Origin of the sequence: Aldersonia sp. NBC_00410, assembly GCF_026342035.1 — a bacterium.
Lineage (GTDB): Bacteria > Actinomycetota > Actinomycetes > Mycobacteriales > Mycobacteriaceae > Aldersonia.
The window spans coordinates 359518-372998 of sequence record NZ_JAPENM010000005.1 but is presented as its reverse complement, the minus strand read 5'-3'; the positions used below and the strand labels follow the sequence as shown (position 1 = coordinate 372998).

Below are 13481 nucleotides of genomic sequence, written 5' to 3'. Positions count from 1 at the left end.
GGGTGGTCCCTTCTCACGAAACGAAAAGCGGTCGATCCCGGACGGTATGGCGCTGCGCCAAGACGTCGAGCAATGGGTCGGACACGGCCGCGAGCCCGCGGGCCGCAGTGGCGGCGATCTCGTCGCACAGCGGGGCGAGGCGCAGCGTTGCGGCCGTGACGTCGGCCGGGTCGAGCGCAAGCAGGCGCTGCGCGGCGGTGGCCGACCCGGTCATGGTCTGGTACACCAGGACCGCGGCGGTTTCGTCCGGACCGGCGCCGCAGCAGCGTCCGACCGCGCCGGTCACCACCGGGCCATGTGGTTTCGCGCCGAGCGTCGTCCAGTCCTGTTCGGGCCAGGCGTGTTTGGCCAAGCGCAGCAGCCCGCGGCCTTGGGCCCGCGATGCCGCCCGTGCCGCCGGCGACGGGGTTCGGGCATCCGTCTCGGCGTCGGCAGCATCGAATTCGAGGTTTCCTGCGCACACCGCCGCGGCGATCGACGCACCCACGAGACCGGTGGTGCGGATGCGCCGGCGCAGAAACGCCTCGACGGTGTCGAGGTCGCGGACCAGGCCGGAGGCGACGGCTTCCTCCACGCCGCCCGAGTGGACGTGGCCACCCGCGGGCAGTCTCGAATCGGCAAGCACGAACAGGGTGGACAGCTTCACGGCGCGACGCTCAGAACAGGAAATAGCGCTGGGCCATGGGCAGTTCGGCGGCCGGCTGCTCCTGCCACACTTCCCCGTCGATGCGCACCGTGAATGTGTCGGGCTCCACTTCGATCCGTGGCTGGGCGTCGTTGTGCGGCATGTCGGCCTTGCCGCGGTTGCGAACGTTGCGCACCGGCACCAGCTTTCGTGTCACGTTCAGCCGATCGGCCAGGCCGTCCTCGATCGCCTGCTCGGAAACGAAATGCACCGACGTCGCGGCCGCCACGGGCGGCGCCGCACCGAACATCGGCCGCGGCAGCACCGGCTGCGGGGTCGGGATCGACGCGTTCGCATCGCCCATCGCGGCCCAGGCGATCGCCCCGCCCTTGATCACGGCATGCGGCCGGACACCGAAGAAGGCCGGCTCCCAGAGCACGAGGTCGGCGAGCTTGCCCACCTCGACCGACCCGATCTCGCCCTCGAGGCCGTGCGCGACGGCGGGGCAGATCGTGTACTTCGAGATGTAGCGCTGCACCCGCGCATTGTCGGCGGGGCCGTCGCCCGCAAGTGCACCGCGCCGGCGTTTCATCACGTGCGCGGTCTGCCAGGTCCGCAGCACGACCTCGCCGATCCGGCCCATCGCCTGCGAGTCGCTGCCGATCATCGAGATGGCGCCCAGGTCGTGCAGGAGATCCTCGGCCGCGATCGTGGACGGCCGAATCCGGCTCTCCGCGAACGCGAGATCCTCGGGGATGGATGCACTGAGGTGGTGGCAGACCATCAGCATGTCCAGGTGCTCGGCAAGCGTGTTCACGGTGTGCGGGCGGGTCGGGTTGGTCGAGGAGGGCAGCACATTCGCATGCGCGGCAACGGTGATGATGTCGGGCGCGTGCCCGCCGCCGGCGCCCTCGGTGTGATAAGCGTGGATCCCCCGCCCTGCGATGGCCGCCAGCGTGTCTTCGACGAAGCCGGCCTCGTTGAGGGTGTCCGAGTGCAGCGCGACCTGCACCCCGGCAGCGTCCGCGACCGTCAGGCACGCGTCGATCGCGGCGGGCGTCGAACCCCAGTCCTCGTGCAGCTTGAAACCGGAAGCGCCGCCGCGCAACTGCTCCCACATGCTCTCGGCACTGACCGTGTTGCCCTTGCCGAGCAGCACGATGTTGCACGGCCAGTGATCGGTCGCCTCGAGCATGCGCGCGAGATGCCACGCACCGGGCGTCACCGTGGTCGCCTTGCTGCCTTCCGCGGGGCCGGTGCCGCCGCCGATCAGCGTGGTGATGCCACCGCCGAGCGCCTCCTCCATCAGCTGCGGACAGATGAAGTGCACGTGGCAGTCGATGGCACCCGCGGTCAGGATGCGACCGTTTCCGGCGATGATCTCGGTGCCCGGCCCCACGACGAGATCGGGATGCACCCCCGACATCGTGTCGGGATTGCCCGCCTTCCCGAGCGCGACGATCCGGCCGTCGCGAATCCCGACGTCCGCCTTGATGATTCCCCAGTGGTCGATGACCACGACACCGGTGATCACGGTGTCGGGCGTGCCTTCCGCGCGGGTGGCGCGGGCCTGCCCCATCGATTCGCGCAGCACCTTGCCGCCGCCGAACACCGCCTCGTCGCCGGCGCGTCCCGGACCGCCGCTGCGATCCTCGGTGATCTCGACGAACAGATCGGTGTCCGCGAGCCGAATCCGGTCACCCGTTGTCGGGCCGAACAATTCGGCATAGCGGGCGCGGCTCAGCCTCGTCATGGTGCTTCTCCTTCGCCATCCAGCCGCCCGGGCGGTTGCAGGCTCAGGCCGTACACCTCCCGCGTGCCGCCGATCGGGACCAGCGAAACCGTCTGCCCCAGGCCTGGTTCGAACCGCACCGCGGTGCCCGCCGGAATGTCGAGCCGCAGGCCGTGCGCGGCGGCGCGATCGAACGCGAGCGCCGAGTTCGCCTGGGGGAAGTGCACATGGCTGCCAACCTGCACGGGCCGGTCACCGGTGTTGACTACGTCCAGCTCGATCCGCGGCGCACCCGGATTGAGTTCGATTTCGCCTTCGGCGCAGCGGTATTCGCCGGGAATCATGCGCTCAGCCGATCGGGTGGTGCACGGTCACGAGCTTGGTGCCGTCCGGGAACGTGGCCTCCACCTGCACATCGGGCAGCATCTCCGGCACACCCTCCATCACGTCCGCGCGGCCGAGCACCTCACGGCCCGACGCCATCAGCTCGGCAACCGACCGCCCGTCGCGCGCGCCCTCGAGTACGTGGTCGGTGATGATCGCAACGGCCTCGGGGTGGTTGAGCGCAAGCCCGCGTTCCTTGCGCCGCCGGGCGAGGTCTGCTGCGTAGCTGAGGAGCAGTCGCTCCTGTTCGTGCGGCGTCAAGCGCATGCGGCCTCCTTACCGGCGGGTGAAGGTCATTCTGGCACGCGTTCGCACGGCGGGCAGGTCGGCGATTTGTGGCAGGTGAATGCGAGCCGCGCGCAGTCGGGACGACGAGTTCGGTCATATCCCCCGCGTGAAACCGACCAGCGGCACACCGGGCGCGATCAGCCCTTGGGGTTCGTCATGTTCTGCAGGCGCACCTGACCGCGGGCCACGGTGCGGCCCTGCTCATCGGTGATGACGACCTGCCACAACTGCTGCGACCGCCCGCGGTGGATCGGGCTGGACTCGGCGTAGAGCGTGCCGGACTCGACCGCACGCAGAAAATCGGTGTTGTTGTTGACGCCGACCACGTGCCCACGATCGCCGAGCCACACCGCGCCGCTGATACTGGCTACGGACTCGATCACCGTGCAGTAGACACCGCCGTGCACGATCCCGAACGGCTGATGCTGCTGCGGAGTCACTACCCACTCGGCCTTGATGCCATCGGGGGAAACGTCCGTAAAGCGGAAACCGACGAAACTGTCGAAGCCGCGGGTCGGCAACTCGGCGAGCTGTTCGAGGGTGGCATTCGCGGGATCGGTTGCGGCAGTGGGCCGGTCGGGGTGGGTCACGTTCGAAACTCCTGTCTTCGCTCCGCCCGAATCGGTCGCGGACGGCCCGCCCGAAGCCACTTCCGGCGGCCCTGACAGCAGATCACAATGGTGCGCGGAGAAATGCGACGGGCCCTCCGCCGGTTGGCGGGGGCCCGTCGCGGGAAGGACCGGGGGTTCCTGCAGCCCTCAGGTACGCCGGCGCGGTCCACATGCTCGATCTGACTATAGGTCAGGCTTACCTAACTATGCAACCCCTTTCTGGCGAACCGGGAGACCGCGGTCGGTCATCGCGTCCAGGAGGGCCTGGCCGCGGCGTGCCGAGGGGCGACCACCGGCCCTTACGAGGGGCGCCACGGCCGACCGGGAGCGAATCGGCACATGTGTCGACGCACCGAGGACCGCCTCGCCGACCATGCCCCAGAATCGATCCGCGTCGAATCCGGTGCAGCCCGCCAGGCGCTCGTACACCGCGTGGAGCGCGGTGCTGCAGCGATGCGCCAACCAGACGGTCAATGCTTCCTCGCACGGGAAGGTGCTGACGCCCGCACGATCGGCCCATGGATCGCCGGTGAGCACGCGCAGTCGGGTATCCGCGATGCCGGCCCAGTCGATGCCGCCGTCGCTGTCGTTGTGGACCCAGAGGTTTTCCAGGCCGGGATCCCAGGCCCGCCCCTCCAGCACGAGCAATGCCACCACCCGCCCGACTATCGCGTGGATCAACGACATCGCAACGACATCCGCTGCCCGGTCCCGGACACCGAGATCGTCGACTGCGCGGGCGTACATGATTTCGACCCGGCCGCTGCGGACTCCGCCGGCAAGTTGCCACCAACGGCGACGACCCTCCTCCGCTACCGCCGCAACCGCATAGGCCCGGGGATAGTCCGGTTGCAGACCGCGCAAGCGGGCGCATGACTCCGCGAACGGTGCGCGATCCTGCTCGAGCAGGGGAACGGGGACGATTTCGAGCATCGAGATCTCCTCGGCCTGGACGGAATTCGAACTAAGATAGGCTAGGCTTACCATACAAATGACCGAGACCGATACTTCTTCACGGACCCGTCAACCCGGCGCCGGTCCCGCGGCGGCGCCTGCCCTGACCCGCCGCGCAGGCGCCGCCGCAGCGGATGGCGCATTGCTCGTCGCGCCCCTGCTGTGTGGCTGGTACTTCCTCGCCGCGATCGACGACGGGTCGGGGAGCAGACAGTCCGACCAGCTGGTATTCGGCGCGCTGGCGGTGTGTGTCAGCGCGGGCCTGCTGTGGTGGAACCGGGGCGTACGCGAGGGCCGCGGCGGCGAGACGGTCGGAAAATCCTGCCTGCGGCTGACCACCCGCAACGCCGAATCGGGTGGACCGATCGGAACGCGCGCGGCGCTGCGCCGCCACGGCGTCGATGTCCTGATGCTCGGCGGCCTGCGCGCACTCGCGACAGCGGATCGCCGCACCCGCGGTGACCTCCGGGTGCACAGCGAAGTTGTGCACCGCCGCGTCGCGCGCGAAGCCGGTTTCACGCCCCTTCCGCCCACCACCTCGGCGGCAATCGTGCGGCGGCGCAGGCTGTTCGGTCTGGCGGCGCTCATCGTCGTCGGCGGCCTCGTCGTGCTCGCCAGCCTCGCCGTCGGCGCGCAGCCGATGAGCATCGGGCAGGTCTACCACGCATTGTTCGAGGCCACCGGCACAGCGGCCGACGAAGTGGTCCGGTCGCTTCGGATCCCGCGCACGGTGCTCGGCCTCATCGTGGGCATCGCACTCGGGATTGCCGGCGCCCTGATCCAGGGCCACACCCGCAATCCGCTCGCCGACGCCGGCCTGCTCGGTCTCAACGCCGGTGCCGCGTTCTTCGTCGTGATTGCGATCCATCTTTTCGGCATCACGACGTCGAGTCAGTACATCTGGTTCGCCTTCGCGGGCACCCTGGTCGCGAGCGTCGTGGTGTTCGGCGCCGCCTCGATCGGCGGTGGCCGGGCGACGCCGCTGAGTCTTGCTCTGGCCGGCGCCGCCGTGACCTTCTTCCTGCAGGCGATGACCAATGCCGTGCTCCTCGTCGACTCGGGTGCGCTCGACAGCTACCGGTTCTGGGTCGTGGGGTCGCTGTCGGGGCGCGGCGCCGATGTTTTCTGGCAGGTGTTGCCCTTCATCGTCGCCGGTGTAGTGCTCGCGCTGGCTTCCTCCCCCGGCCTGAACACGCTCAGCCTCGGCGACGACGTGGCGCGCTCGCTCGGCTCGAACATCGCACTCACCCGAGTGGTCGGCATCGTTGCCGTGACCCTGCTCGCCGGCGCCGCCACGGCCGCGTGCGGTCCGATCGCGTTCATCGGCCTGGTGGTCCCGCACGTCGCGCGGGCGATCACCGGCCCGGACTATCGGTGGCTGGTCCCCTACTCCGGCCTGCTGGGTGCAATTCTGATCCTCTTCGCCGACGTCGTCGGCCGCGTCGTCGTGCGCCCCGGCGAACTACAGGTCGGTATCGTGCTCGCGGTGATCGGCGCGCCGTTCTTCATTGCCGTGGTTCGCCGCCGGAAGTTGGTGCGGCTGTGACGGTCGGATTGGTGCGAAAGACGAACGCGACCGCCGTCGCTGCGGCCCGGCCCGCGCTCCGGCTCGGCCCGTTGTCACTGGTCCGGCGACCACGGATGGTGGCGGTCTCGGCACTGCTGGTGACCTTGCTGCTGGTGCTCGCCTGTGTCGACATCGCGGTCGGCGAGTTCGCGATCCCGCTCGGCGATGTCGTCGAGGTGCTCGCCGGCGGCGGTACGAAGTCACAACACTTCATCGTCACGGAACTGCGCATGCCGCGGGTGGCCACCGCGGTACTGGTCGGGGCCGCGCTCGGCATGGCGGGTGCGATCACCCAGTCGATTCTGCGCAACCCGCTGGCCAGCCCGGACATGCTCGGCATCACCTCCGGTGCCAGCGTCGCGGCTGTTGCGCTGATCGTGTCCGGCGGCGGCGGTTCCGTCACCGGCGCACTCGCCGCGGTCGGTCTGCCGGTGGCCGCGCTGATCGGCGCGCTCGCCACCGCCGTCGCCATTTATCTACTGGCCTGGCGAAGCGGCGTCGAGGGCTACCGGCTCGTACTCATCGGCATCGGGATCAACGCCTTCCTGGTCGCGGTCGTGAGCTGGCTGCTGATCTCGGGCCGCATCATGGACGTGTCGAAAGCGCAGGTCTGGCTCAACGGCTCGCTGGCCGAGTCCGACTGGTCGCGCGTCGTCCCGTTGGGTGTGTGCTTCGCGGTGATCGCCGCCGCCGTGCTGGTCTCGGCACGCACGCTGGGGGCGCTCCGATTCGGCGACGACACGGTGCGCTCGCTCGGTCTCGGGCTGCAGAGCAGGCAGGGCCTGCTACTCCTCGCCGCCGTGGTCCTCGCCGCCCTGGCCACCGCGGCAGCAGGTCCGGTCGTTTTCGTGGCGCTCGCCGCACCCCAGATCGGCCGGATGATGCTCCGATCCGAGGGTGAGCCGTTGATAGGTTCGGCGCTGACCGGCGCAATTCTGGTGGTAGGCAGTGACGTCATCGCACGCACCGTGCTGCCCATCGAACTGCCCGTTGGTGTGGTGACGGCGGCTTTCGGCGGACCCTTCCTGCTGTATCTGCTCATCCGCACCAACCGAAAGGCGACCTGATGGAGTCCGCAGCATGACCGACGCCGAATCCCGCATCTCGGCTGCCGGTGTCACCCTCGGATACGGCGAGCGGATCGTTGCCGAGGGACTCGACCTCGACGTGCACACCGGCGTCGTCACGACGGTGATCGGGCCCAACGGGTGCGGAAAATCGACGCTGCTGCGGGCGCTGGGCCGACTGCTACGACCGCAGTCCGGCCAGGTCCTGCTCGACGGCAAGGCGATCGGCTCGATGCGTACGCGCGATGTTGCGCGGGTGCTCGGCATCCTGCCGCAATCGCCAACGGCGCCCGAGGGTCTCACCGTCGCCGATCTGGTCGCACGCGGGCGCCATCCGCACCAATCCTGGATTCGGCAGTGGTCGGCGGCCGATTCCGACGTAGTGACGCACGCGCTGGAACACACCGGCATCGCCGATCTCGCCGACCGCCCGCTCGACGAGCTCTCCGGCGGCCAGCGTCAGCGCGCCTGGATCTCGATGGCGCTCGCGCAGGGCACCGACATCCTGCTGCTGGATGAGCCGACCACGTACTTGGATCTCGCGCATTCGGTCGAGGTGCTCGACCTCGTCGACCGGCTACACGAGGAGATGGGCCGCACCATCGTGATGGTGCTGCACGACCTCAATCTCGCCGTGCGATACAGCGATCAGCTCGTCGTGATGGCCGACGGGCGGATCGTCACGTCCGGTCCGCCGACCGAGGTGATCTCCGCCGAGTTGCTGCGCGAGGTGTTCGGTCTCGACGCCGCCGTTGTGGACGACCCGGTGTCGGACCGACCGCTTATTGTGCCGATCGGAACCCGCCACGTGTACGGCAAGGTCGGCTGCGAGCAGCCCCTGAGCGCCGTCGTGAACGGCGCGCGCTGACGAGCGCACCGCCTACCGGTCGAGCAGTCCCCGCACCAACCGCATCCCCTCGCCGAACGTCACGTCCGGCAGGTAGGCGTGCCCGATGGCGGTGCCGATGCTGGGCAGCGCGGCCGGGTCGGGGTAGCACATGAACACCGGCTCGTAGCGTGGCTGGAACTTCGCCTTGAACGCCAGCAGAGAACGGAACCCGTAGATCGGTTCGAGTGTGCGGCCGAGGATGTCGAGCAGCCGGTCGAGGGCGGGCTGGCCGCCGGCCGGCCCCTCGTCGACCTTGGCCAGTGGGGCGCCGGACAGGCTGACGAACTCGGCGCCCTCATCCTTGAGCGAGAGGGCCGCCGAGGCGATCAGGAATTCCATTGCCGGCCGGAAGCCGTCGGTCCGCCTGCGCATGAAGTCCAGCGTCCAGCCGACCACCCGGCCCTGCCGATAGACGGGCAGCCACGAGGTGACACCGTGCACGGTGCGGTCCGCGTCCACCGCGAGCAGACAGCGCACGTCGGGATCGTCGACCTCCTCGAGCCCGCCGAGGGTGAAGCCCATCTCCGGCATCCCCTTGTCCGACACCCACTCCTCCGAGATCGCGGTGATCTGGTCGGTGAGTGCGAGCGGCGCCGTGCCGAACCGGATCCATTCCGCGGTCACGCCCGACTTCTTGGCCCGGTTGATGGCGGTTCGCACGTCCTGAAACTTCTTCCCGGTGAACGCGAGCTCATCGAGATCGAGCACGGTTTCCTCGGCGACCTGCAACACGCTCCAGCCGAGGTCGCGGGCGATCGCCTCCGCAGTCGCCGCCACCGAGTAGAAGCACGGCGTCCAGCCGTTCGACGCGGCGAACTCGGCAAACCCGATGATGGCTTCCCGCAGCCGATCCCGCCGCCCGACCGGCTGTCCCGTGGTGAGCGCGACACCACCGATGACGCGGTAGGCAACGTAGCTCTCCCCGTCGGGAGCGAACCAGTGTCGATTACCCCGCCACGTGGTCATCCAGGACAGCGCGCTGCCCTCGCCACGGCGCAATAGCTCCCGAGCCCGCTCGGTGGCTTCGGTTTCCGAGCCGTAGGCGGGTGCGAGGAACGAACCGAGCAGCAGCACACACAGCGTCAGCCAGAAGATCACCCCGGTCCAGTCGAACAGCAGGGTCGCGATCGGACTGTCCGGCAGGAAGCGCGGATCGAGCCACTGCAGATAGACCGGTGGGATCAGGCGCAGCGGGAAGTCGCCCAGCAGGCCGGCGAACGTCGCGTCCTGCTCGAAACTGCGCCGGATCGCGACACCACCGAGCACGTAGACCACGCCGAGCGCGACCGTCACACCGACCAGGATGAGCAGCCGGCGGCGATAGGTCCCCTTCGGGGCGGACACGGTGAACAGACGCCGCGTCCACAACAACAGCACGAGCATCGCCAGCGGCGTCAGGAACGGAACGATCGTCCGGTATGCGGTCGGCGAGGCCAGTACGTAGAACACGGAATCCGAATCGCTGGGAAAGAACCGCCACAGGTAGTTCGCCAGCGACAGCGCGAGCAGCACCGTCTGCGCGACGACCGCTGCCCACCAGGCGAATCGGCGGCCCCGCCGCAGGCCGTCGCACAACACGAGCAACGCCAGCATCGGCATCAGGCTCAGCACGGTCGGTCCGACACCGCCGAGCCGCAGATCGAGTTGGCCGCGCCGGCAGTCGTCGCTGCCGCGCGCGTTCGAACACAGCTCGACAACCTCGCCCGGTGTATCGGGCACACCCCGGAACAGTTCGCGCAGCACCGCGAACGGTCCGACTGCGTTCGGCGACAACGCGGCCAACGCGGTGCCGACGATCGTCGCCGCCATCACCAGGGCGACCAAAACCCGGCCTTCTCGGCGAGTTCCGGCGCGCAACGGCCCGCGCGCGGACCTGCCGACGATCGCCGGTCCCAGCAGCAGACCGACGATCGCCGCGCCGAGCCGGGCGATGTCCTCGAGGTGCCCGCCGAACAACGCGAGCGTGACGAGCAGCGCGAACAAACCAACCCGCGTCCGCCGCCGCCACAGCGTTTCCATCCGGGCGCTGGCCACCATCGCCGTCCCGACTATCCACGTCGTCGGGCTCATCGCGGTGCCGATGTGCAGCCGAAAACCCCAGTCCTCGTCCATCGCCTTCGCCGCCCAGGCCAGCAGCAGTGCCACCAACGAACCGATGACCTGCGTCGAGACCGCGGCGAGGGCGAACCTCGCCGATCCCATCCGCTGCTCGACCGGTGCGGCGATCAACAGCACCAGCAGGGTGGCGACGAGGTAGCCGGCGAGATTCGGCGCAAACAACCCCGAGGTCAGCAGCGTCCACCACTTGCCGTGCTCGATCGCACCGACGCTGAGAGCGAAGTCGGACCGGACGGTGTGCGTCGCGCGCAGCACACTGCCGGTGGCGATGGCCAGCACCCAGACCAGCACGATCGCGCCGACCGAGACGGGCGCGCGCCGCACACCGCCTGCCGCGATTCCGCCGAGCCGCAGCGATTCCCGCCGCACCGACGACACAAGCGTCTGCGCCCGGGCATGCGGTGTGCTCACGGGATCAGACCGAGCCGCTTGGCCAGCCAGTCCATCGAGGCGCGCAGTGCGGCCGTCCACACCGCGAAGCTGTGCCCACCCGGTACCTCCAGATAGACAACCTCCATGCCGGCCCCTTTCGCCGCTGCCGCCATCTTGCGCTGACCGTCGCGGTACTCGTCGTCGCCGGCCCCGACGACGAACATTCCCGCCGAGCCCGAGAAATCGCGCGCGGTCAGCAGATCCAACGGATTCACCTTCCGGAACGCGGCATCGTCGCCGCCGAACGCGGCGTCGACCGTGCGCTGCCTGTCCCCCAGTGTGGGTTCGACCTGACCGGAAAAATCGAGAAACGTGGGGTACACGTCCGGATGGTTGGTCGCCAGCTGGAGCGCGCAGGTGCCGCCGTAGGACAGCCCGCCGACCGCCCAGGACCGCGGGTTCGGATCGACCTGCAGGTGTGCCTTCACCCAGTTCGGCACGTCGACGGCGAGATAGGTGTCGACGTTGCCGAGCCGCGAATCCATGCACAGCGGGTTGGCCAGCGTGGAACCGGTCCCGTCGGCGACCACGACAACGGGCGCCAATCCGTCATGTGCGGCTGCGAAGTCGTTCATCGTGGTGGCCAGCCCGCCGGACTTGATCCAGTCGTCCGGCTCCCCGGGCTGGCCCGCCATCATCACCAGCACCGGCAGCAGGGCGCGCGGGTCGGTCAGGTACGCGGGCGGCAGATAGACCCGCGCCGGCCGCGCCGCGAATCCCGATTTGTCCCCCGGGATCGACACAGACGTCACGTCACCCGTACTCGGCATTCCGGCCGGCGCCTGCCAGACCGAGTCCAGGGGGCGCCCGGTCACGGTCGTCGCGGTCGGGCCGGGCACCGCGGCGAAGTCCACCTCGTGCGCGTTCGACATGCCGAGCGCGGTCCGCAACGTCGGGTAGTAGGCGAACACCCGATTGATCTGCGAACTCGCCGCGAGCACGACGGCGAGCACCGCGACCACGGTGAGGACGCGTCCCGGCCAGTGCCGTGCCGTGAGAATGCGCGGGACGAGCAGGGCGATGGCGGCGATCGCGACGCCGATCCAGACGTACACCTCGGTCTCGACCGGATCGGGGAACGGGCGCCACCAGTTCTCCACGATCTGATAGGCGAGCAACGTCACCAGCGTCGCGCCGATAAGGCAGGCCGGCAGCGCTAGGTAGTAGTACCAGCGTCGTTGTGCGACGAGCAGCCAGACTGCCCCGAGTGCTCCGATGGCCAGGACCACGGTCGGTAGCGCACCGCTGAGCAACGAGATATCGGTAATGGTCTCCACCCACCGAACCTTCACATAGTCTGGTGCGCCCCCGATTTCGACCTGCGTGAGGCATGTCACCTTAACGTGAACTTGACTACTACAAAAAGTAGTACGCCATTGTGTCGGAGGTTCCGTAGACTGCTGTTCATGGCGCGATTGGGTGAGCTCGAGAAGGCGGTGATGGACCACCTGTGGTCCACGGATGAGCCGCAAACCGTACGGCAGGTTCACGAGGCACTGGCCGCGCGTCGCGAGCTTGCTTACACCACGGTGATGACGGTGCTGCAGCGGTTGGCGAAGAAGAACCTGGTCACCCAGCAACGCGACGATCGCGCCCACCGGTACGCACCGGTGAACGGGCGCGATGAACTGGTCGCGAGCCTGATGGTCGACGCTCTCGCGCAGGCCGACGAATCCAGCGGCCGGGCGGCCGCGCTCATGCACTTCGTCGGCCAGGTCGGCGCCGACGAAGCCGCGGCATTGCGGGCCGCACTCGCCAAGCTCGAGGCGGCCGACGGCCCGTCGACACCGGACGTGGCAAAGGACTCGCCGAAAGATCGGTAACCTGGGCGGCAATGAACGTCGCAGCCCCCGTCTTCGCCGCACTCGCGCTGGTGCTCACGGGTCCCGTACCGATGGCGCTGAGTCGGGCGCGCTGGACCCATCGCGCGCCGCGAGCCGCGTTGGTGCTGTGGCAGGCGGTGGCCATTGCCGCAGTGTTGTCCGCCTTCGGCTCGGGTCTCGCGATCGCGAGCCAGTTGCTCGTCCCCGGCCCGGACGGACGTCCGACCACCTCCCCCACCAGGGAAATCGATGCGCTCGGCGCGCCGCTGTGGACGCTCTCCGTCATCGTCTTCGCGCTCACCGTCTTGATCGGTCTCCGACTGATGTATGCGGGCATCCGCGTGGGGGTCCGCACCCGGCGACGGCGTGCTCGGCACCGCATCCTCGTCGACCTGCTCGACCGCGCTGATTCGCCGGTCGCCCGCTCCCGCCGCGCCGATTCGCCGGTCGCCCGCGCCCGCTCGTCCTATGTGCGGGTGCTCGACATGCCCGAACCGATCGCCTACTGCCTACCCGGCGTGCGGCGCCGCGTGGTGCTCAGCGAGGGCACGTTCACCAGCCTCGGCGACCCGGAACTCACCGCGGTGCTCGCGCACGAGCATTCGCATCTGCGGGCGCGCCACGACCTGGTGCTGGAATTCTTCACCGCCGTGCACGAGGCGTTCCCGCGGTTCGTCCGTAGCGGGTCCGCGCTCGGTGCGGTGGCCTTGCTGATCGAGCTGCTCGCCGACGATTCTGCGGTCCGGGCCACCGGACCGACGCCGGTCGCTCGCGCCCTGGTGGCCTGCTCGAATTCGGTTGCGCCGCAGGGTGCGCTCGGCCTCGGTGGAACCAGCACGCTGCTGCGGGTGCAACGCCTCGGCGAGCCCGCGGCCCGGCGCCGCATCCCCGCCATCGCCTATCTCGGCTCGGCGGCCATCCTCGTGCTGCCGACGATCGCGGTGGCGGTGCCCTGGCTCGTCGAACTCGAGCGTCTGTTGCGCGGCTGATC

At 69.1% G+C, this 13481-nt stretch carries 13 protein-coding genes; 5 read left to right on the top strand and 8 right to left on the bottom strand.

Going from position 1 to position 13481, the window contains the following annotated elements:
- Window positions 1-13: 13 nt before the first annotated feature.
- From OG921_RS14545 to OG921_RS14520, 6 genes are all read right to left on the bottom strand, one after another.
- Window positions 14-646: an urease accessory protein UreF gene (locus OG921_RS14545; RefSeq protein WP_266113157.1), complete on the bottom strand. Its 633-nt coding sequence runs from the start codon at window positions 644-646 to the stop codon at window positions 14-16.
- 10 nt (window positions 647-656) lie between these two features.
- Window positions 657-2378, bottom strand: a complete 1722-nt coding sequence (locus tag OG921_RS14540; protein WP_266113156.1) for an urease subunit alpha — start codon at window positions 2376-2378, stop codon at window positions 657-659.
- The gene (locus tag OG921_RS14535; RefSeq protein ID WP_266113155.1) at window positions 2375-2701 is read right to left on the bottom strand and encodes an urease subunit beta; all 327 of its coding nucleotides are present in this window, start codon (window positions 2699-2701) and stop codon (window positions 2375-2377) included. The genes OG921_RS14540 and OG921_RS14535 overlap by 4 nt, the downstream gene beginning before the upstream one ends.
- Window positions 2702-2705: 4 nt before the next feature.
- A complete protein-coding gene (locus tag OG921_RS14530) occupies window positions 2706-3008 on the bottom strand; it encodes an urease subunit gamma (RefSeq protein ID WP_266113154.1) in 303 nt (100 codons plus the stop codon).
- A 158-nt stretch (window positions 3009-3166) separates the two neighbouring features.
- On the bottom strand, window positions 3167-3550 hold the full coding sequence (locus tag OG921_RS14525; RefSeq protein ID WP_266113243.1) for a PaaI family thioesterase: 384 nt from the start codon (window positions 3548-3550) through the stop codon (window positions 3167-3169).
- 294 nt (window positions 3551-3844) lie between these two features.
- Window positions 3845-4573, bottom strand: a complete 729-nt coding sequence (locus tag OG921_RS14520) for a hypothetical protein (protein WP_266113153.1) — start codon at window positions 4571-4573, stop codon at window positions 3845-3847.
- 58 nt (window positions 4574-4631) lie between these two features.
- Between OG921_RS14520 and OG921_RS14515 the strand changes: the two genes are divergently transcribed.
- The 3 genes from OG921_RS14515 to OG921_RS14505 all read left to right on the top strand — a co-directional run bounded on the left by OG921_RS14515 (window position 4632) and on the right by OG921_RS14505 (window position 8096).
- A complete protein-coding gene (locus OG921_RS14515; protein WP_266113152.1) occupies window positions 4632-6140 on the top strand; it encodes an iron ABC transporter permease in 1509 nt (502 codons plus the stop codon).
- A 95-nt stretch (window positions 6141-6235) separates the two neighbouring features.
- Window positions 6236-7228, top strand: coding sequence for an iron chelate uptake ABC transporter family permease subunit (locus OG921_RS14510; RefSeq protein ID WP_266113242.1), 993 nt, complete (start codon window positions 6236-6238; stop codon window positions 7226-7228).
- Between the two features lie 13 nt (window positions 7229-7241).
- Complete coding sequence (locus OG921_RS14505) at window positions 7242-8096, top strand: ABC transporter ATP-binding protein (protein ID WP_266113151.1); 855 nt, start codon at window positions 7242-7244, stop codon at window positions 8094-8096.
- 12 nt (window positions 8097-8108) lie between these two features.
- Here OG921_RS14505 and OG921_RS14500 read toward each other — a convergent pair whose 3' ends face one another.
- Both OG921_RS14500 and OG921_RS14495 read right to left on the bottom strand, forming a co-directional pair.
- Window positions 8109-10604 carry a bifunctional lysylphosphatidylglycerol flippase/synthetase MprF gene (locus tag OG921_RS14500; protein WP_266113241.1) on the bottom strand — a complete coding sequence of 832 codons (2496 nt, stop codon included), beginning with the start codon at window positions 10602-10604 and terminating at the stop codon, window positions 8109-8111.
- Between the two features lie 38 nt (window positions 10605-10642).
- Window positions 10643-11944 carry an alpha/beta hydrolase family protein gene (locus OG921_RS14495; RefSeq protein WP_266113150.1) on the bottom strand — a complete coding sequence of 434 codons (1302 nt, stop codon included), beginning with the start codon at window positions 11942-11944 and terminating at the stop codon, window positions 10643-10645.
- Between the two features lie 129 nt (window positions 11945-12073).
- Here OG921_RS14495 and OG921_RS14490 point away from each other — a divergent pair, with 129 nt between their 5' ends.
- Entirely contained in the window at window positions 12074-12490 is a 417-nt protein-coding gene (locus tag OG921_RS14490) for a BlaI/MecI/CopY family transcriptional regulator (RefSeq protein ID WP_323182782.1), read from the top strand.
- Window positions 12491-12501: 11 nt separating this feature from the next.
- Window positions 12502-13479 (top strand): M56 family metallopeptidase, encoded by a 978-nt coding sequence (locus tag OG921_RS14485; RefSeq protein ID WP_266113149.1) that lies wholly within the window; start codon window positions 12502-12504, stop codon window positions 13477-13479.
- Window positions 13480-13481: the final 2 nt, after the last annotated feature.